Below are 18,424 nucleotides of genomic sequence, written 5' to 3'. Positions count from 1 at the left end.
ATGAACAAGCTGAAACTGACATCCTTTTTATTCGCCAACGCAGTGCTGTTGGCCAGCGGTTTTGCCCTGCCAGCGCACGCTGAAGATGAGGCGCAACTGATCAAGCAGGGTGAATATCTCTCCCGGCTGGGCGATTGCATGGCGTGCCACTCGTTACCTGGCAAACCGGATTATTCGGGCGGGCTGGCGATTGAGTCGAATCTTGGCACCATCTTCTCCACCAACATCACGCCGGATAAAACCCACGGCATCGGCAACTACAGCGAACAGCAGTTCTCTGATGCAGTGCGTAAAGGGGTATTACCGGACGGATCGCGGCTCTATCCGGCAATGCCATACCCGGATTACGCCAAAATCAGCGATGCCGATATGCACGCGCTGTATGTCTACTTTATGAAAGGCGTCCAGCCGAGCGCGGAACAGCCGCCGGAAACCAAACTGAGCTTCCCGTTCAGCCAGCGCTGGGGCATGCGCTTCTGGAACTGGGCGTTCACCTCGGACAAACCGTTCCAGCCGATTGGCGGCGCCTCTGCCGAGATCAATCGTGGTGCTTACATCGTCGAAAGTCTGGGCCACTGCGGCAGCTGCCATACGCCGCGCGGTCTGGGCATGAACGAGAAAGCGCTGGATAGCGGTGACGATAAATTCCTGGCGGGCGGTAGCCTGAATAACTGGGATGTGCCGTCACTGCGCGGTCTGCCGCGCTGGAGCGAGCAGGAAGTGGTGGATTACCTGCAGACCGGCCGCAACGATAAAGCTGCGGTCGGCGGTGAGATGACTTCGGTGATTGAGCACAGCAGTTCGCACATGACCGACGTCGATCTGAAAGCGATTGCCGCCTACCTGAAATTCCTCGGCGGTAACCCGCCGTTGCAGGCCTACGACGTTAAGGCCCAGCAGGTAACAGAAGCGAAGCTGACCGCGGCGAAGAACCTGAGCGAAGGCGAGCGTCTCTATCTGGATAACTGTGGCGCCTGCCACTTTGTTACCGGCAAGGGCGCAGCAGGGATCTTCCCGGAGCTGGATCAGGCGACGATTGTGAATGCCAAAGATCCAACCGGATTGATCCACACCATCCTGGCCGGCGCGCAGCAGCCTTCGACCGCGAAAGCGCCGTCGAAACTGGCGATGCCAGGCTTTGGTCAGCGTCTGAGTGACGAAGAGGTGGCGCAGCTGGCAACCTTTATCCGTCAGGGCTGGAGCAACAATGCGCCAGCAGTGAGCAAAGATCAGGTCGCTGAAGTACGGAAAACGCTGAAGTAAAAATGAAAAGGGTACCCCGCAACGGGCACCCTTTATTGATGTTCAGTGGAAAGTGCGTACCACTTCCAGCACGCCATTAATCACGAACTGCACGCCCATGCAGACCAGCAAAAATCCCATCAAACGCGAAATCGCTTCAATGCCGCTTTTGCCGACGATTTTCATGATCGCCCCGGAACTGCGCAGCGAAATCCATAAAATCAGGCTCACCAGCAGAAAGGTCAGCACCGGCGCGGTGTTCACCACCCAGACCGGAAAATCGATGCCGCTTCTCACCGTCGAGGCGGAAGAGATGATCATCGCGATGGTGCCCGGTCCGGCGGTGCTCGGCATGGCCAGCGGCACAAAAGCGATATTGACCGGCTCTTTGGCGTGATCCAGCTCATCCTGCTTTTGCTTTGCTTCCACCGACTGACCGGCCGGCTTCACCGGGAACAGCATCCGAAAACCAATAAACGCCACGATTAACCCGCCGGCAATCCGCAGGCCAGGGATCGAGATGCCAAAGGTATCCAGCACCGCGTTGCCGGCATACCACGCCACCATCATGATGGCGAAGACGTAGATTGAGGCTTGTCTGGACTGGCGGTTGCGCTCCTCAAAGTTCATGTCACCTGCGAGGCCGAGAAACAGCGCCACGGTGGTGAGCGGATTGGCGAGCGGCAACAGCACCACCAGCCCCAGACTGACCGCTTTGATTAACTCCAGCATGTTAAATCATCCGTGAGTGATTAGTGTTTCGGGCGCTCCAGCGCTTCGATTAATTCCGGGAAGAAATCCTGCAAGATTTCCGGCGTCATCAGTTCCGGGTACTGCATCAGATGTTCGCGGATACGTTCGTTGATGTCCGGCAGCAGACGCTGAGCCGCGGCGCTGGCGGTGATTTTGTGTTTCTTCATCGCGCGCAGCAGATCAGCCGGCAGCGAATCTTCATCATCCGCATCGTCGATCATCTCCAGCGCATCCAGCTCGTCAAACATCTCCATCAGCGCTTCGGTTTGCGGCGTGCGTGACTCATATTCACGGGGATGTTCATCTTCGAGGAAGCGCAGCATGGCGCGCATCGGGGTGCCGTCTGGTGTGGACGGTGGCTCGGCGGCAAACCAGCTCAGCAGCTGGTGCATGGTGATCTGGTGGACGCGGAAGCCGCTGTCGACCAGCTCATCGGCCAGCAGCTCGGCGGTTTCATTTTCAATCAGACAGATATGAGTGCGGTTTGGCTCGTACTGATCCAGCCACTGGTAGATCTCCTCAATCACGCCATCGTCGTACTCGAATTTTTTGGTGAAATAGCTGTCGTCCTGGTCGTGAACGCAGGCCTGAATCCGATCGGGGTCGAAGTAAAGTGCGATGTTGATGCCTTTCATGCGTGCTGTCCTGTAGAAATCAAAACAACACTATAGCGCTCAACGTGCGGATAAGGGAGTGTCGGGGTTCACAGCGTGAAGTGCAGAGAGGACTGGACCGGCCAATGCTCCCCACTTTGTCGATTCAAGCGGGGAGGCAGCGGCGTTACGGCTTTATCAGGAGATAAAGTTTTTGCCCTGTTTTAATACCACGTCACAGGCTTTGGTTTTCAGCTTCTCGCCCATCGGCGAGCTGCTCAGGCTCTGCAGGTTGAGCTGCTGGCCGTTGCCGGTATTCAGCAGACCCGCCACACCCTGGGTGTAGTCAGTCTTCTGTTCCTGCGCGGTGGTGGTGTTCAGACCGAGTTTGCTCAGCACCTGATCTTTAACCGACTGCACATTGTTTTTCACCACGTTGTGCTCGACGCAATACTGCATCACGCCCGCCGCGTTGGTCATGCTGTTAGCGCTGACCGCTTTGTCGCCACCGTTCAGCAACCCGGTCAGGGAAGAGAGTGACAGACCGCCATTCTGTTGGGTGGTCCCGGTGGTGGTGCCGGAGGTGTTACCGTTGTTCTGCTGGCTGAGCTGCGATGCTGCACTGCTCAGTTGATCCTGCCAGCTGGCGGCTGATGCACTGCCCGCCACCAGAAGTGCCGCTAATCCCCATCCCCACGCACTGCGTTGTGCTAGTTTCATCTCAACCTCTGTCTGTAATTGTATGGCTTATTCAGCCTTGCTAAGAGCAGCTGACGAGGAGAAAGTTCCTGAATTTATCCATTGATAAGACCTTTGAGAATATTCTGTAATTGCTGTCTAAATAGAATTCACAAACAGGAATGGATTATTTATCTGCCAGTCTGGCTGGTTCAGATAATATCATTTCATTCTCTGTAATATTCTTTAATATTTATTTATATCGTTGTTATTTTTCGCCGGATTATTCCTGGTTAACGTAAATTTTACCGCTGGGCTTAAATTTTTATTTTTACGCTGAATGCTTTTGTGAGGCTATTATTTTTGGTGAAGGTTGCATGCAGGCAACATGCTGTTTTTATGGTTATTTTCATTTTTTATCTGATGTCAGAGACTGGCGGAGAATGCGGTTAAATAACCCGATCGGCACGCCCTTATCATCACTTTTACTGCAATCAATGTTTTATTCCGCCTTGCGAAATCCGTGAGAGTGTTCATGCTTAATCACTGTGTCAGGCAGTTGTGGCGATTATTTAAAAGTCTTGAGTTAACGGGAGCGAATATATGGCGGGGCAGCCAGAACACAATAATGATGCTGAGGTAACGCTGAAGCTCGCTGAAGAGCAGATAGCGCTGACAAAGCAAACCGTTGTCGATGGACATGTCCGCGTAACCCGTTCCACAACCGAGCATGACGAGGTGATCAGTACACTGCTTTACCGGGAGAAGGTTGAGGTTGAGCATGTAGCGAAAGCACAACGCGTCGAGACGATGCCCGAAATCAGGGAAGAGAACGGTGTACTGATTATCCCGGTAGTAGAAGAAGAGATTGAAGTAGTCAGAAGACTGGTGCTTAAAGAGGAGATTCACATCCGAAAAGTGCAGGACAGCGTTCCTTTTCAGGATGTGGTTACCCGACGTGAGCAGCAGGTGAAAATAGAGAGAGACGACGATCGGTAATAAACAGCTAACAAGAGAGGAATCTATCATGGCACAAGAAAAAATCGTAACACTGTTCGATTCTGCGATTCAGGCAGAGGCCGCGAAAAGAAATCTCGTGAAAGCAGGCTTTTCTGATCGGGACATCAGTCTTATCAGTGGAGAACGTTTGCAGCAGGAAGGCCAGTCGATTAAGCACCCGAGCATCTGGCAGCGCCTGTTTGGCCACACCGTCGATAAAGAGCAGGCGGATGTCTACACCAGAGCGATGGATAAAGGCGGCGTGGTACTGACGCTGCGTACTGAAGAAGAGAAGCTGGCGCGCGCCATGACTATTCTGCACTCGCATGACTCGGTGGATGTGCCATCGCGGATGCAAAGCACCGTTGAGAACGGCGCACCTGCAGCAGGTATTAATCCGACTGCCGGTAAGCAGTTTGCCGGAGAGACCAACGATAGTTTGGTTAGCGAGCGACAGGTTGAGCCACGACGCACCTCACTGACCGGTGATGAGAGCGAAGAAGATATTCTGCGTCTGGCGGAAGAACAGATTGAAGTCGGTAAGCGTCTGGTGAGTGAAGGCTCAACCCGGGTGCGCCGCTACACCGTGACGGATCAGGTCTCTGAAGATATCTCGCTGCACGAGCAGCACGCTGACATCTTCCGTCGTTCAGTGAATGAACCGGCGCTGGCAGGTGAAGTGGACTGGTCCGAGAAAACCGTCGAAGTGGCTGAAACCCACGAGCAGCCGGTGATCAACAAAACGACCCACGTGAAAGAAGAAGTGGTGGTGCGTACTGACGGCAGTGAACGTACCGAGACCATTAATGACACAGTACGTCGTCAGGAAGTGGACATCGACCATGCGCGGGCTGGACTGGATAACGAACTGTCACCAACCGGAACGGCAGGGGTGAAACCCGCTACCGCAGCAGGTGTAGGCACGCAGTCGCCAGGCGTAGCCACCGAGCGCGATCACAAAGCCGGCCTGACTGAGAAGGTGAGTGAGAAAGCCAGCGAAGCGAAAGACAAGGTTGAGAACAAGCTGAAACAGCGTGATTACGACCATTCGCATTGAGGTGCTCATCCTGTCAACAATGAGTGCTAACGGGCATCGCTGATGCCCCATGCTGAGCATGCAAAAGGGGTCAACCGTGAGGTTGGCTCTTTTGTTTTGGGCGGGGATTGAGAACGGGGTTCGGGAGCAGGACGCCTGGTTAAATGATTGTTGTGAGTTTTTCGTATGGAGAATGTCGGAGAAGGATTACACAGGTGTGTGAGCAAGAGGAATGTGACGGGAGCGGTTTCAGTATGATTCAGCGTTGCAGCTGCGGGGGCAGTAATGTTCAGCGAGCAGACCATCTCGCTGGCCGATGTCTGACCGCGCGGCCATGTCACGCTACGCTGTTTTTTTCGCCGCTTAATGCACATCCCGGATGAATAGTGTTGCGCATGGTGGCCGTAAGGGTATAATCCCCGACGTTTTCCGCATCCTCTTCAGTGCCGAAGTGGCGAAATCGGTAGACGCAGTTGATTCAAAATCAACCATCGAAAGATGTGCCGGTTCGAGTCCGGCCTTCGGCACCAAGTATGCAATCAAGTCACCTAAGGGTGGCTTTTTTTGTTTCTGGGGTTTGGTGTCTGCAGGGCCTGCTTACTTAATCGGTCATTTAAGCCAACCTGATTCTATATGCATCAACTGACTGATGTGCGTGCGTCTGCGAGTTGATATCCGTTCGATAGTATTTGTACCCACAAAGAACCCTTGAAAGGATACTCATCATGGCTCTAAGTGATATGAAGATTCGTTCTGAGAGACCTGAAGTAAAGCCTATAAACTGACTGATGGCTAAGACATGGTGTTGCTGGTTCACCCTAGCGGTTCTAAATACTGGCGGCTTCGTTATCGCTTTGGCGGCAAAGAGAAGATGCTGGCGTTGGGAAAATATCCTGAAGTTTCGCTGGCTGATGCCAGAGCGCGCCGGAACGAAGCTCGTAAGCTAATAGCTAATAGCTAATAGCTAATGGCATCGATCCCAGTGAGAACAAGAAAGCCGTTAAGGTAGAACAGGAACAAGAGGCGATAACGTTTGAAGTAGTCGCCAGAGATTGGCATGCCAGCAATCAGAAGTGGTCTGCATCGCATAGCGCTCGTGTATTGAAAAGTCTGGAGTATAATCTCTTCGCTGCTATTAATAAGCGGAACATTGCTGAATTGAAGACGCTAGATCTGGTTGTCCCCATCAAAGCTGTGGAGTCATCCGGGCGTCTTGAAGTCACCGCCCGTTTACAGCAGCGTACTACTGCGATTATGCGCTTTGCTGTGCAGAGCGGTTTAATCGACTACAACCCTGCACAAGAAATTGCCGGTGCGGTTGCTACGGCGAAAAGACAGCATCGTGCGGCTCTGGAACTTAATCGCATTCCTGAATTGCTTCACCGCATCGATCGCTATTCTGGCAGGCCGTTAACCCGACTGGCGGTTGAACTCACTTTGTTGGTTTTCATCCGTTCAAGCGAGCTGCGTTTTGCGCGCTGATCAGAAGTCGATTTCGAAACTGCTATGTGGACGATTCCGGGTGAGCGTGAACCGCTGGACGGTGTTAAACATTCGCAGCGTGGTTCAAAGATGCGGACGCCCCATCTTGTTCCCTTATCGCGTCAGGCCTTAGCTATTCTGGAAAAGATCAAAAGCATGAATGGGAACCGAGAGCTGATCTTCGTTGGCGATCACGATCCGCGTAAGCCGATGAGTGAGAACACGGTGAATAAAGCACTTCGAGTGATGGGCTACGATACGAAAGTTTGTGGTCATGGTTTTAGAACGATGGCTTGTAGTTCGTTGATTGAGTCAGGATTGTGGTCGAGGGATGCGGTAAAAAGGCAGATGAGCCATCAGGAGCGTAACTCTGTGCGTGCGGCTTATATCCATAAGGCCGAGCACCTAGGGGAGCGCAGGCTGATGGTGCAGTGGTGGGCGGATTATCTGGATGTGAATCGGGAGAAGGGGGTTAGTCCGTTTGATTTTGCAAAGCTTAGGCAGTGATCGACCATGCTTTCTTCTGCATTGTATACATTGTAGTGGACAACTAAAATTGGCCACCGCTTTAGAGTTTTTCCAGAACAATCGTTCTGATTTATTCGGCGTCAAACCACCATTATATTGACTCTAAACGTGAAAAACTCGATTTAAATAAAACGCTTATGATCGCTTAGAAAAAGAAGTCAAAACACTTTTGTTGTTTTGACTTTTATAATTCACAAAGGAATGCAGGTAAACATCATGATCAATGTCCGAAAAATCTTATGGAATTATTTCACATATCATGTTAAAATTTAAGAGCTTTTTTATCTTGTGTTGGAGTTTGAAATGAGCGACTGGTTTAAAGACGTATTTCAAAGAGGATTAAAACTTTCCTGTATATTTTTAGTCGTTTTTTTTATTTTTGCAATAGTGTTATTTCTTGTCTCCTATGCATTCCAAAATCCTCTCAAGGAATATTTCAATGCTGGTAAGCATTTTTTATTTAGTGATAATTTAGCTTCTGCATCTCTCAAGGATAAGAGTTTACTATTAAAATTAATGTCCAAAGGATACATTTTTAGTAGCAACGACCTTCTCGAAAGAGTAGGAAGCTATTACTCTAACACAATAACCATACTAATTTTCTTTTGCGCTTTCGCATGTGTTTTTGCAGTTATTTATATAAAAATGAATACTGAGGATCGATTTGACCAAACGATTAAAGAAAAGGTCACATATTTTTTCTCAAATGATCGGGGTTTTTCTGAAGAAATGACTCGTGTATCTAATTCATCTGCAACAGATGCTGTGAGCGCTGAATTAGAATCAATGATGTTAGATGAAACAATCGAAAATATTAAAAATGAGATAAACACGAAAATAGAGTCTTTAATATCTCAAATACAAAGTTTACAAGAGGCCGTTTCAGTATTGGCACCTGAAAGCGATCCTGATCTAGAAAATACTGTAGATGAAATTGCTCAAGCACATAATCAATCAGGAACTAGGGGGTAATATGGCTATTTTGAGAAGAAAAACAGCTAACCCTAATGATGTAAAATCGATTGCGGCTGCTAACTTAACTAATCCTGAATCTGTCATTAGATTAGCAAATAGCATGGGAATTACGACAGTCCCATTTGATTTAGATCTTTTTATTCATAAGCTTGGAATTGTTCTGAATAGAATAATTATGGACAATGAGATATCAGGGAAATTAGAAAAGAATAAAAGTGGGGTTTGGGAAATTAGTGTTAACGCTCTTCATCATCCAAGAAGACAGCGATTCACTCTAGCTCATGAGCTAGGGCATTACTTTATGCACAGAAATCAAAGTAATATTTTTACAGACAAAGCTCTTTTCCGTGGTAAAGAAATGTCCTCAATGGAATATGAGGCTAATAACTTTGCTGGGGCGATATTAATGCCTAAAGATGCACTTTTACTTGTCTTAAAGAATGAATCAAACGACATTGATTTTATTGCAGATCATTTTAATGTTTCGGCTCTTGCTGCTAAAATCCGAGTTGAGATGGTAAAAAGGAATTATTATGCCTACTAGTTATTACCCCATATTAAAAACAACAATAGCAGAAATGAGAGCGTTGAAAAATTTGAATTCTTCAACGTGGAATTATTTTACTCCAATCTTAGAGCTTACGAAATCAAGAAAAAGTAAAAAAAACCAGGAAAGCTGTGTATATAGGAAAATAGAAGAGATAAAAGATATTGTTAATGGAAATGAGTTCATTTTAGATTTAACGAGTATTGAATCATTATCAAATGATCAAATTGAATCATTTCAATCCGATGTAAATGGTTTTGAAAATTGGTGTAATTTCATTTCTGACGTATGTGATCAAAATCTTAATGTTGTTCCTGTTCTTATCGCTTATCCAGACAGCAGAATTGAGGAGTTGACACTTGAATCACAACAATTATGCGCAGTATCAAAAAAGATAGCAGTGAGGATTCCAATATGTGAACCCGATCTTGAAGATCTATTTTCGATACTTCGTCAATTCATCAGACAAAACTATAATGATATAGGGTATATCATTTTTGATAGTGGATATATCTTCGATGAAATTACTGATGTATCACCATTTGTACAGATTATCTCAAGTTTTTATTCTGAGATCCCGCAAAATTATGAAGGAAAGCTTATATTTTCCTCATCATCATTCCCCGCATCTACTTTAGAAAAAATAACCGGGGATAAATTTGATAATAATTTTCGACTTCAAACACTACCTCTATTTACACGGGTTTTAGAGGAACTAATAATATCCGGAGTAAAGAACCCTATTTGTTTTGGTGATTATGCGTGCATACATCCTCACAGGAATGAAAGCAAAGCATATAACTGGATACCACGCATCGATTATCCTACCCAAGATATAATCTATTTTTCGCGAAATCGTCGTGAAGAAGGAGGATACATAGAGTGTGCAAAAAAAATTAGTGCCCTTAGTCGTTTTAAGAGTGATAACCTTAGTTGCTGGGGAATGACCGAGATTAAAAAGACAAGCATTGGTGACCCTGGAGGTAAGAGTCCATCCTATTGGATTTCCGTGCGATCAAATATACACATGTCACGAATGGCATTAATTAATGGTTAGTTTAGTTGTTTTAAGTGTAAGGAGAGCTATATCTTCTCTAGTTATAAGCGCTCCTTTCTCTTTCAAAAAAATATTGTAGATGGGAGAAATCTTATTCCTTAAAACCTTATAGTAAATGCTTTGAATTTCTAATGGTGAAAGCCTCTTTATAATATCGTCTATTAGTTCTTGTTTGCTTAAAAGCTTGATACCTGTTTCTTTTTCCAAAATTGACTTGTCTAACATATCTAATATCATGTGGCTATTAAGTAGTTTTCTATATCTTGGCTTTCTAACGATTCGTGTATTGATTTTATCAACAAAAATAATCCCAAACCGCCCTTTAATTGATTTTATTTCATTGATATGTTTTTCCCCACAGGCTACATAAATTGTGTTAAATGCCTGATTATAAGAAAAAAGCTGCTCTTTCAAATTAGTTAATTTATCAATATTACTTTTTATCTCAATTGCGGTTGTGCCCTCATCATCTAATATGAGAACATCACATCTTCTTTTGTTATAGTCAAAGGGAAATTCGAAGTTGATAATTCGCTGAGGTGTCCCCCCAAAAAAATTCATTATTTCTATTTTAAAACTTAGCTCATCCATTTTTAGTGTTTCTATTTAAGAATAATAGCTCAATTATATCATGTTTATTTATACAGTTCTAGCAACGGCTGCAACACCATTTTTTAATTAACTATATGATTTTAAATAGTTTAGCAAACGCGCACAAATGAATTAACTCTACATCCATGTAAGGTTTCATATTAAATTTATATACATGTTACCACTGGGACATCTATATAAAAATACAAATCACTTTACTCAAAGATCCTCTGTAAAAAATAAAGCGAATAATAACATGGTTATTATTCGCTTTAACATAATGCCACGCTATTTTCATGTTTACCGTTTCTTATGATCTGTACGTTTTTTAACCGCGCCCAATAATCTGGGTATTGCCAGAGAATACCGAGCGTGCACAGAAAGCCATGGTTGTGATACGTGATACATGAGACGCGTGAGACGAAGGTGCTCTATGCCAACGTCGGGCATGTAAAATGACAGATTTGTCTGTTTCAACTAGCCGCTATGAAGCGCAGTGCCCAGTTGTTGATACACATACATGCTAACTTCTACGAAGTGAAAGTGTTCATCTTAATTATAAGCAGGTACAAGATTCAGTGATCTGGTTGCAATTTTCTTCTTTGGTTTAATTCGGCTAATTGCATTTATTTTTTACGCTGCGTTAGCATTATACTAAAAACATAAAATACAGGATGTATCACTATGTTTAGCGAGTTGATTCTTCGCTTTTCAAAAAAACAGAATGCAACCCACAAACTCAGGGCGGCAGATGAAAAATTATCCTCCATCACACCGGCAGAGCGCTTTCTGGATGACGCTCTGCAAACCTCCACTACTGGGAATAAATATCTGGATCAGATCAGAGATAGGGACGCTTCGATCGGGCAACTTTACCGACAGCCGCCCCTTAGTCAAAGCTTCGACACGGCCCCCACTTACACCCTGCGCTACCTGTGCAGAGAGCTCTGAGATTATTAACATGCAGAATGTTAGTCACGCCGGAAATGATAGGCCAGTAAAAGAAGGACAAGATGACCGCTATGGTTTTGAACCACTGGCTGCTGGACTTGCCAGAAGAATCCTAGCTCTGAATAGGACCGTTATCGGTATTGAAGGCAGGTGGGGTGCAGGTAAAACCAGCCTCCTAAACCTTCTAATGGAACACTTGTCTGAACGAAAAAGCGAGAAGACTAAAATCCTGCCGATATCCCCGTGGCTGAGCCCTCCGGGTAGCCCGTTGATGGAATCTCTAATGTTATCGGTCGCCGCGCTGCTGATCGTACACATTTAAGCAAAAGATGTGGCATAAAGTCCGGAAGGCACCGGCTTCACCTTTGGCAAAATTGCTCATTTGACCTGCTCCCCGTTGATTAGTACACCCCGATCTTAGTAATGCCTTCATAAGCCACATTAGGACAACCCTATGAAAAAGCGTTTTCCGACCAACAGATCATCAATATTCTCCGCGAGGCTGAAGCCGAGGTTTCTGCCTGGGAACTCTGCCGTAAGCATGCTATTTCAGACGCTACTTTCTACACCTGGCGCAAGAAGTTTGGCGGCATGGAAGTCCCTGAGGTTAAGCGCTTGAATTCGCTTGAGGAAGAGAACGCCAGACTCTAGAAGCTGCTCGCTGAAGCCATGCTGGATAAGGAGGCGCTTCAGGTGGCTCTGGGTCGAAAGTTCTGACGACAGACCAGAAGGGGGACGTTGTGGTGTTGATGTGTGATGCGATCGGTCTGTCGCAACGTCGTGCCTGCAGACTTACCGATTTGTCTCTGTCGACCTGCCGTTATGCTGCTCAGCGTCCATCTGTTGATGCTCATTTGTCAGGGCGTATTACTGAGCTGGCGCTTGAACGCAGACGTTTTGGCTATCGGCGCATCTGGCAGTTGCTGCGTAAGAAGGGCCTTCACGTCAATCACAAGCAGGTATATCACCTTTTCTACGTTAGCGGACGAAGCGTAAAACGTAGGCGACCGAACGGTTTCCGCTTCTGTGCCCGGATGCGCCGAATGTGACCTGGTCGATGGATTTCATTATGGACGCACTGGCCACCGGTCGCAGGATCAAGTGCTTGACCTGCGTGGATGATTTCACAAAGGAATGCCTGACTGTCACTGTTGCCTTTGGGATTTCAGGCGTGCAGGTCACGCGTATTCTGGACAGCATTGCGCTGTTTCGCGGCTATCCGGCTACGATAAGAACCGATCAGGGCCCGGAGTTTACCTGCCGCGCGCTCGATCAGTGGGCCTTTGAGCATGGAGTGGAGCTGCGACTTATCCAGCCCGGCAAGCCGACACAGAACGGATTTATTGAGAGTTTTAACGGACGCGTTCGCGATGAATGCCTGAATGAGCACTGGTTCAGCGATATTGTTCACGCCATGAAAACGATTAATAACTGGTGGCAGTATTATAACGAGTGCCGTCCACATTCGTCGCTGAATTACCAGACACCATCTGAATTTGCAGCGGGCTAGAGAAATAGAAAATTACAAGTTAATCAAACCGACATTACTAACTAATCGTTGTATCTAAGTCTGGGGGTAGGTCACTAAAATAAAATTTAGTAGCGTGACGTGCAGCCAGCACAGATAAAAAATCCTGACACTTATTTTATTGCGCACCTTGCTGGTGCGCCTCTTATTATTTCCTGCCAGATAAACCTGGCGCTTTATATTCAAATGATTTTATAAATGGCTTATTCCAGGCTGTTTTAAGCTGGACTTCTCTTCTCTTTCCTGATGATATATACAGGTGTTTAGCGCGGCACGAATGTGCGCCAACACACCCGCGCCGCTAATCACAATCACTATTTTAGGGAATAGTAATCATGACTGACGCCCATTCTATTGCACAACTGTCTGAACCAGAAGTCTATCCGGCAAATAACCACCAATTAACTGTTGGCTATGCAAGTCGCTATCCGGATTACAGCCGGGTACCCGCCATCACAATGAAAGGACAATGGCTGGAAGCTGCTGGCTTTGCCACTGGCACAGCAGTAGACGTAAAGGTAATGCAAGGCTGTATTGTGCTCACCGCCCGGCACAACGACAGTGAACTGATGCAGTCGATGCGCCAGGTGTGCAGGCTGTCGGCGCGGAAACAAAAGCAGGTGCAGGAGTTCATTCAGGTCATTGCCGGTAAACAGAAAGTCGTCTGAATGAGTAACCGCTCCCGACATCGCATCGGGAGCGGTTAACTATCAGGACGCGATCACTTCAACCAGCACATCAGTTGCTCAGCTTTCTTCACTGTTGACCACATTTCCCTTCTTGCAGGACAGCGCCATATTGCCTGACCGGAAAGAAACGCTATCGTTGAAGTCAACGTTATACCACTTTGATGCAAAGTTAATGCGCCAGTTGCCCATTCCCTGAACAAAATGGATCTTTAATGTCTGACCACATTTATCATCGGGATAAATTGAGGTTCATTTAATCTGTTAGGCTTATGACACACTGAATATCCTGAAATAGTTATCCTGCTTTATATCGAATGCTGGATCTCTTATTACACTCAGGCCTTAAACACCTGCGTCTGATGCCACTCAATAAACTGATCTGCAGGCCACAGTACTTTATCTTTAGGCAGATGAAGTGTTTGCCCCTCAAGTGACCAGAAAAGCTGCTCCACCATCGGACTACGGTTGATTCCACCTGATATCTGAATCCTGAGATCTTCATCAATGCCGATGGCACCTTTGTCGAATGCAGAGTGGTGTACAGAGCAGAGCGCCAGCCCGTTATTAACTTCACAAGGTCCGCCATATTGCTTCCAGCGTATATGCGCAGCCTCCAGCCCAACCAAAGCTCCGTCCAGTCTTAAATCATACCCACAGATAGCACATTGCGAATGGTAAGCCCGTAAAATCATGTCACGAAAGCGAGGGTCGCGTGCTCTCATCAGCGTAATTAAATCGAAGCCCAGCAGTTCGGCCAGCTTTATCTGCAGGCTTTCCGGAAATCGCTCGGTCAGAATCTGCTGTGCCAGTTTATCGATTAGGGCTGGATTTTTTTGCAGAGTCTGGAAGCTGTCTTCATCAAACCCACCGGCAACCTGGTTTTCGATTAACTCTCGTTTTGTCGGCTGGATGTTGCCTTTACGCGGTTTGCAACTCTCGCTGTTTTCCAGCGTCCAGAACCCATCAGTCCTTAAGCGCCAGAAAGGCATATTCGGGTAGTAATCCCGTCTTTTAGGCCCAAACTCGATCAGTAATCGGGTTAACGGTTCGTGAATTTCATTGCCGTAATCAAATAGACGGGAATGACCTTTCCTGTATTGAGATAAGACGTAGAGGAGCAAAAGAGGCTTGTGCGGGGCACATTGGTCGCCTTTGCGCCAGACAGCGACATCGGAAATAGCGGCTTGTAGCGTTTTACCTGAGGTCATAATCGAGGGTAAGCAGTGAAAAATTATTGCGATCATGCTCTTAAAAACGAGGAGATTCAATGGGCGTAGCTCAGTCACTCAGCGTGCTGCATATGTTTTCAACCGTACCGGGTTTGGGTATTAGTCAGGCACCTGATTCGCGATCGCTGGAGCGCGTATCCATCTCAAAATTCTATCGGCCAGATAAGGTTGGGGTGCCGCCAGACGCGGCGTTAGCCAAAGTGTCTGAGCTAAAGCACAAGTTCAGAATGTGCCCGAATAAATGAACATCCACAGCCGGACGTCATCATAGCGGCTGGCCGACAAAGACAAGCCTGTCAGAATACAGGCACGACGTTGCGTCAGACTCTTTGTCTGACACCTTACTTTTATTACTTACCGCTACTGGCCTGTCGCAGACCCATCTGCCACAGTTTCCTGAACCGGCTACCATGAAAGTTTACTGTAAATATTATTGGTTCGAATTACATGCCCTTGCTTAATTGCGAAATATGATAATCATCGCAATCACTCCTCGATCTCTCCCTGAAAAATAATTTATATAAACGCTCTTATATGGAGTGGTTGTCCCGGATGAAGATAATGAAAGTAACATTATCTTCAGAATATTAAAAAAAGTGATTTAGTTATAACAACCTTGTAATAATCATTGTAAATCTATACCCCTTTTGTCCTCATTAACTTTGTAATGAGTCTGATTTTCACTATAAAGGTTGGAAAATCGCCTGTAGCATTATCAATCAACTAGCCTGAATAAGGGATGCTTATGGCGCTACATGGAAAGTTTGTAATTAATGATGCTTACTACTCACCCTTATTCTTTCCGGGCGTGGGAACGTTCTTAGCGTTCTCTGGCAATGGTGCTTACCGCAATCGTGGAGCCTGTGGAATGATTTCCGGAGAGGGGCCGGTACCAGCAGGAAAATACTGGATTGTTGACCGTCCTCAGGGAGGGCTCAAATCACAATTAAATGCCGGTGTCAGGGATATTTATAACCACTTTGCCAGTGGCGCTACGTTCAGGCATTCCGAATGGTTCGCAATATGGCGGGATGATGGGACGATCGATGATTACACATGGGTAGAGAACGTCAAGCGAGGTAACTTTCGTTTGCATCCGGGCGCACTATCCGAAGGGTGTATTACGCTTCCGCATGACTCTGATTATGCCATGTTACGTAACGCATTACTGAGAACGCAAAAGATAGCGGTTCCTTGTATGAAGCAACTAATGGCCTACGGAACGATTGAGGTAATTGCCAATGGCAAAACATGCCCTTAATCTTTTTATCAAAATAGCGCTGTTTACTGCAATTATGCTGATCGTAGCTAAAGTGGTTCCCTATGATGGTTTAGTTGTTGCTATAACGGCATTATTTGATTTTCAAAGCGCACAGAGATTTACCCATTTCATTCTGGGTGAGCCTGATCCGGAGTCCTGGGAAGCGTTACAGGTTTACTTTAGTCTCTTAATAAATACACTGATCAGTGTTCCTGTCATGAGCGTGGTTCTCTCTGTTTTTAAGGGCGTGACGCATAATATTGAGCTGGCTCGTCTTCCTGAAGAGTGGGCTTTTTCAACATTACGCCGGTTAGCAAAGATATTCACGTTCACATGCATTTTTTGGATACTGTTCCGTTGCCTGCCTTATCACGCTTTTTTTCCAGATGAAAAGGTGTTTTCAGCATTTACTCTGGCGACATTGGTAGTCTTAAACCTGCTATTGACGATTGCCTGCTACAGCTTAATCACCAAGAAAATGACATTCAAAAGGAGTTTGTAAAATGCCTATTCCCGCGTATATGTGGCTTAAAGATGACGGCGGTGCTGACATCAAAGGTTCAGTTGATGTTCAGGAACGTGAAGGCAGTATTGAAATTGTTGGTTTTAGTCACGGACTGAACATTCCGGTAGACAGTGCTAACGGTAAAATTACCGGTAAGCGCTCACACTCGCCAATGATGATTGAAAAAGAATTCGATAGTGCCAGCCCTTATCTTTACAAGGCTGTCGCAACAGGACAGACGCTGAAAAGCGCCGAAATTCGTTGGTATCGGATTAATTATGCGGGGCAGGAAGAGTGCTATTTTATTATGACTATGGAGGGAGTGAAAATTACGGGTATTAATCCGGGGATGCCAAATACCAAAATGACCGGTAATTTACAGATTAACCATATGGAATCTGTTTCCCTGATGTACGAAAAAATTACCTGGCGTTATGTTGATGGCAATGTGCAGTACACAGATGACTGGAATGTACGGACCTGAAGGATTTTGATTACAGATGCTTAAGCTCACTTTTAGCGCTGAAGCATTCGGCAAGACTTGAAGGGTTGTAAGGAGACATTCAATTATAACCTCTCAGCACCACAACAAGCATTAACGATTCTTTTATCCGGATGCCTTCTGGATTACCTAAAAAATTCCCACACAGACTTATAAGAATTTTGGTTCGTATACGCCACAAGTACTAAATGAAGCTGGTTTTATTCAGGGTATCCAACCATAACGTCTCAGAATACTGTTTGTTATTTTCTGTGAAACCACAGCAGACCACTTTAGAATTGATGATCTGCTAGCCGTGGTCGCGCTTTACAGTGGTATTAACGATCAGAAAACCCGTACTAAACCAAAAGGCGCTAAAGCAGGAACTTCACGTATTTCAACGATGCGGAAATATTTTAAGTCTGCCAAATTTCCATTTGGTATAAAGTTACCGACATGGGTTGGTGGATACACCCCATGGACAGCTAAACGAAGAATGGTCTCAAAATTGAGCGCTTTTACAGGTCGGACTATTCCTCTCATCGGTGAGGTGATTTTAATTGCAGATATAACGCAAATAACTTACGTCTCCATACGTGATTACAATCGTATAGCGCGAGGTAGTGATAAATTATGGTAGAGGACATTGGACAACGCATTTTTGCTTTAGCCAAACGGCATAACGGTTTTTACTTATTCAACAATGAGAACAAGCAAAGATTACTTACACCCGAAACCGACTTAGATACGGATATGCAGTTGGATGTGGGCGAAGCCGAAGAGCTAATGGATGAGTTTTTCACCGAGTTTCAGGTCACCAGGGGAAGCTTAAGGATTGAAAATTATTATCCTGATGAACCAATTTTCTGGAACCCGTTCAACAAGCCTAACCCCATTGCGGTGCCCGATTTAACTATCGGAATGCTGATTGAATCAGCAAAAGCCGGTAAATGGTTATACGACTAATCAACAGCAAGAAGCATTAAAAATGGCTGTGCCTGTACACTTATTTTTAACTGATGATGGGGGAGCAATGATTCGTGGTTCATCTGATGTTGCAGACCGCGAAGGGAGTATTGAATCCCATCGCCGGTCAGTCATGTCGTTTCTTTTGCCTTCAGATTTTTCCTTTCTCCGGCCTGCTGCCATTCCAATAGCTAATGATGATTCATTGCTCAATGAGCGTGCACGCGTTATCGCTCTCCTGCCATTCATTTAAGGCAACTAACCTGACCCATTTAGTCGAAACCTGTCGGAAAGAAACAGATAAATATCCCCTGGCCAGGTCAGGTGCTGACC

At 46.1% G+C, this 18,424-nt stretch carries 18 protein-coding genes, 1 tRNA gene and 4 pseudogenes; 18 read left to right on the top strand and 5 right to left on the bottom strand.

Translation table 11 applies throughout. From position 1 onward, the window contains the following. Positions 1 to 1,263 carry a c-type cytochrome gene (locus tag ACLIBF_RS18370; RefSeq protein ID WP_448310244.1) on the top strand — a complete coding sequence of 421 codons (1,263 nt, stop codon included), beginning with the start codon at positions 1 to 3 and terminating at the stop codon, positions 1,261 to 1,263. 42 nt (positions 1,264 to 1,305) lie between these two features. Here ACLIBF_RS18370 and ACLIBF_RS18365 read toward each other — a convergent pair whose 3' ends face one another. The 3 genes from ACLIBF_RS18365 to ACLIBF_RS18355 form a co-directional block, all read right to left on the bottom strand. Further along, positions 1,306 to 1,974 (bottom strand): MarC family NAAT transporter, encoded by a 669-nt coding sequence (locus ACLIBF_RS18365; RefSeq protein WP_069728815.1) that lies wholly within the window; start codon positions 1,972 to 1,974, stop codon positions 1,306 to 1,308. Between the two features lie 20 nt (positions 1,975 to 1,994). Further along, positions 1,995 to 2,630 carry a hypothetical protein gene (locus ACLIBF_RS18360; RefSeq protein WP_031375808.1) on the bottom strand — a complete coding sequence of 212 codons (636 nt, stop codon included), beginning with the start codon at positions 2,628 to 2,630 and terminating at the stop codon, positions 1,995 to 1,997. 156 nt (positions 2,631 to 2,786) lie between these two features. Continuing rightward, positions 2,787 to 3,308: a DUF2501 domain-containing protein gene (locus ACLIBF_RS18355; protein WP_031375807.1), complete on the bottom strand. Its 522-nt coding sequence runs from the start codon at positions 3,306 to 3,308 to the stop codon at positions 2,787 to 2,789. A gap of 561 nt (positions 3,309 to 3,869) precedes the next feature. Here ACLIBF_RS18355 and ACLIBF_RS18350 point away from each other — a divergent pair. The 7 genes and pseudogenes from ACLIBF_RS18350 (at position 3,870) to ACLIBF_RS18320 (ending at position 9,890) form a co-directional block, all read left to right on the top strand. Next, positions 3,870 to 4,265: a DUF2382 domain-containing protein gene (locus tag ACLIBF_RS18350; protein WP_279809676.1), complete on the top strand. Its 396-nt coding sequence runs from the start codon at positions 3,870 to 3,872 to the stop codon at positions 4,263 to 4,265. Positions 4,266 to 4,293: 28 nt separating this feature from the next. Next, the gene (locus ACLIBF_RS18345; protein ID WP_279809677.1) at positions 4,294 to 5,322 is read left to right on the top strand and encodes a YsnF/AvaK domain-containing protein; all 1,029 of its coding nucleotides are present in this window, start codon (positions 4,294 to 4,296) and stop codon (positions 5,320 to 5,322) included. 424 nt (positions 5,323 to 5,746) lie between these two features. Further along, positions 5,747 to 5,831 (top strand) — tRNA-Leu (locus tag ACLIBF_RS18340). Between the two features lie 195 nt (positions 5,832 to 6,026). Further along, a pseudogene (locus ACLIBF_RS18335) lies at positions 6,027 to 7,290 on the top strand (tyrosine-type recombinase/integrase). Between the two features lie 324 nt (positions 7,291 to 7,614). Then, entirely contained in the window at positions 7,615 to 8,283 is a 669-nt protein-coding gene (locus ACLIBF_RS18330; protein WP_448310241.1) for a hypothetical protein, read from the top strand. Position 8,284: 1 nt separating this feature from the next. Then, positions 8,285 to 8,830: an ImmA/IrrE family metallo-endopeptidase gene (locus ACLIBF_RS18325; RefSeq protein ID WP_448310239.1), complete on the top strand. Its 546-nt coding sequence runs from the start codon at positions 8,285 to 8,287 to the stop codon at positions 8,828 to 8,830. After that, complete coding sequence (locus ACLIBF_RS18320) at positions 8,820 to 9,890, top strand: beta family protein (protein ID WP_448310237.1); 1,071 nt, start codon at positions 8,820 to 8,822, stop codon at positions 9,888 to 9,890. Before ACLIBF_RS18325 ends, ACLIBF_RS18320 begins: the two co-directional genes overlap by 11 nt. Here the strand turns inward: ACLIBF_RS18320 and ACLIBF_RS18315 are convergent. After that, positions 9,876 to 10,481, bottom strand: coding sequence for a sce7726 family protein (locus ACLIBF_RS18315; protein ID WP_448310236.1), 606 nt, complete (start codon positions 10,479 to 10,481; stop codon positions 9,876 to 9,878). The two genes, ACLIBF_RS18320 and ACLIBF_RS18315, sit on opposite strands and share 15 nt — an antisense overlap. A gap of 684 nt (positions 10,482 to 11,165) precedes the next feature. Here ACLIBF_RS18315 and ACLIBF_RS18310 point away from each other — a divergent pair. The 4 genes and pseudogenes from ACLIBF_RS18310 (at position 11,166) to symE (ending at position 13,628) form a co-directional block, all read left to right on the top strand. Further along, a complete protein-coding gene (locus ACLIBF_RS18310; RefSeq protein ID WP_448310235.1) occupies positions 11,166 to 11,432 on the top strand; it encodes a hypothetical protein in 267 nt (88 codons plus the stop codon). A gap of 10 nt (positions 11,433 to 11,442) precedes the next feature. Next, positions 11,443 to 11,754 carry a P-loop NTPase fold protein gene (locus ACLIBF_RS18305; RefSeq protein ID WP_448310234.1) on the top strand — a complete coding sequence of 104 codons (312 nt, stop codon included), beginning with the start codon at positions 11,443 to 11,445 and terminating at the stop codon, positions 11,752 to 11,754. Between the two features lie 158 nt (positions 11,755 to 11,912). After that, a pseudogene (locus tag ACLIBF_RS18300) lies at positions 11,913 to 12,942 on the top strand (IS3 family transposase). Positions 12,943 to 13,295: 353 nt separating this feature from the next. Beyond that, positions 13,296 to 13,628, top strand: a complete 333-nt coding sequence (gene symE / locus ACLIBF_RS18295) for an endoribonuclease SymE (RefSeq protein ID WP_448310233.1) — start codon at positions 13,296 to 13,298, stop codon at positions 13,626 to 13,628. A gap of 356 nt (positions 13,629 to 13,984) precedes the next feature. Here symE and ACLIBF_RS18290 read toward each other — a convergent pair whose 3' ends face one another. Further along, a complete protein-coding gene (locus ACLIBF_RS18290) occupies positions 13,985 to 14,857 on the bottom strand; it encodes a phosphorothioated DNA-binding restriction endonuclease (RefSeq protein ID WP_448310232.1) in 873 nt (290 codons plus the stop codon). Between the two features lie 766 nt (positions 14,858 to 15,623). Between ACLIBF_RS18290 and ACLIBF_RS18285 the strand changes: the two genes are divergently transcribed. From ACLIBF_RS18285 to ACLIBF_RS18260, 6 genes and pseudogenes are all read left to right on the top strand, one after another. Then, the gene (locus ACLIBF_RS18285; RefSeq protein WP_354473917.1) at positions 15,624 to 16,139 is read left to right on the top strand and encodes a DUF2778 domain-containing protein; all 516 of its coding nucleotides are present in this window, start codon (positions 15,624 to 15,626) and stop codon (positions 16,137 to 16,139) included. Next, a complete protein-coding gene (locus tag ACLIBF_RS18280) occupies positions 16,120 to 16,641 on the top strand; it encodes a hypothetical protein (protein ID WP_448310230.1) in 522 nt (173 codons plus the stop codon). The genes ACLIBF_RS18285 and ACLIBF_RS18280 overlap by 20 nt, the downstream gene beginning before the upstream one ends. Position 16,642: 1 nt before the next feature. Further along, positions 16,643 to 17,128, top strand: coding sequence for an Hcp family type VI secretion system effector (locus ACLIBF_RS18275; RefSeq protein ID WP_448310229.1), 486 nt, complete (start codon positions 16,643 to 16,645; stop codon positions 17,126 to 17,128). 237 nt (positions 17,129 to 17,365) lie between these two features. Further along, positions 17,366 to 17,765: pseudogene (locus ACLIBF_RS18270) on the top strand (STM2901 family protein). Continuing rightward, the gene (locus tag ACLIBF_RS18265) at positions 17,759 to 18,091 is read left to right on the top strand and encodes a DUF1493 family protein (RefSeq protein ID WP_448310227.1); all 333 of its coding nucleotides are present in this window, start codon (positions 17,759 to 17,761) and stop codon (positions 18,089 to 18,091) included. Before ACLIBF_RS18270 ends, ACLIBF_RS18265 begins: the two are co-directional and overlap by 7 nt. A 22-nt stretch (positions 18,092 to 18,113) precedes the next feature. Further along, positions 18,114 to 18,206: pseudogene (locus tag ACLIBF_RS18260) on the top strand (type VI secretion system tube protein Hcp); the annotation flags it as partial. Positions 18,207 to 18,424 lie beyond the last annotated feature (218 nt).

The sequence above is a fragment of the Pantoea sp. PGP6 genome (assembly GCF_053474785.1).
The sequence above is the reverse complement of the archived record's forward strand: the minus strand, read 5'-3'. Positions and strand labels throughout refer to the sequence as shown.